The sequence below is a fragment of the Candidatus Symbiothrix dinenymphae genome, assembly GCF_001431085.1.
On sequence record NZ_BBRU01000386.1, the window covers coordinates 1 to 461 of the forward strand.

Annotated in this window: 1 protein-coding gene; it reads left to right on the forward strand. The window is 47.5% G+C overall.

The window, feature by feature from the left end; translation table 11 throughout:
• A partial coding sequence (locus ASC50_RS04460) for a T9SS type A sorting domain-containing protein (protein WP_158648429.1) occupies positions 1-383 on the forward strand: 383 nt, incomplete at its 5' end.
• Positions 384-461: the final 78 nt, after the last annotated feature.

Genomic DNA, 461 nt, shown 5'->3' on the forward strand with positions numbered 1-461 from the left:
CGAGCATCGATCCAAGTAGCGGCTTGCTCACCATAGCGGCAGCCGAAACGGCATCAACGCTCACCGTAACAGCCACCTCTACCGTCGAAGCAAGCAAAAAAGGCTCAGCATCGGTAACGGTAACGGAGGCAACTGAAATTCCTCAAACCACCGCAGCGCAAAGCATTGCATCTCTGCAAATCTACCCCAACCCCGCAAAAGATGAGTTGAACATCCGAACGGAGCAGCCGGTAGAAAGGGTAGAAATCGTGGATATCGCAGGTCGCATAGTGCTTTCGACGAACACAAACATCATCAATGTGTCGCATTTGCCAAAAGGTGTCTATTTGGTGAGAATAGCCATTGCAGGTCAAAGCATTACGAGGAGAATAATCAAGGAATAAGCACCCACGAGGTGTAAACTCACGCGCAATAGTTCGCTTAAACTCATATAAAATATGAGTTTAAGCGAATTATCGTAT